The sequence below is a fragment of the Tamlana crocina genome (assembly GCF_012037625.1).
Genome location: NZ_JAAVJS010000234.1, coordinates 1 through 452, shown reverse-complemented (window position 1 = coordinate 452; position 452 = coordinate 1). Strand labels below are relative to the sequence as shown.

The window sequence follows — 452 nt, the reverse complement described above, 5'->3', positions numbered from 1 at the left end:
CTTAAATCCCACCTCAGACCAAATTATAATACAGCGCAATGGCAGGATCCTGGATACGATCTTGCTTAATGATAAGAACAGGTTTAGCTACAAGATCGACAGCGTTGAAAAGGGGCTTTATATTATAGAACACAGACCCGAAACCCAGAACGTTTATATTTCTCCGGGGGATAGTCTTCTCCTTAGAGTCAACACACTTGCTTTTGATGAATCTCTTCATTTTAGCGGAAAAGGCTTTGCCAAGAACAACCTCATGGCCGAAATGTTTCTGCAGGATGAGAGTACCGGGCGACTTCTTCTTAACTTTTACAAGTATACTCCCCAAAGATTTGGAGAAATTGCCGACTCTATAAGATCAGAACGAGAAAGGCTTCTGGAAAAGAGTAACGAGAAGCAGAAATTCTCTGAAGAATTCATTAACCTTTCCAAAGACATTATTGCCTACGAGAACC

The 452-nt window shown here is 41.2% G+C and carries 1 pseudogene; it reads left to right on the top strand.

The features are described from left to right. Nucleotides 1–452: pseudogene (locus HC176_RS16475) on the top strand (hypothetical protein); the annotation flags it as partial.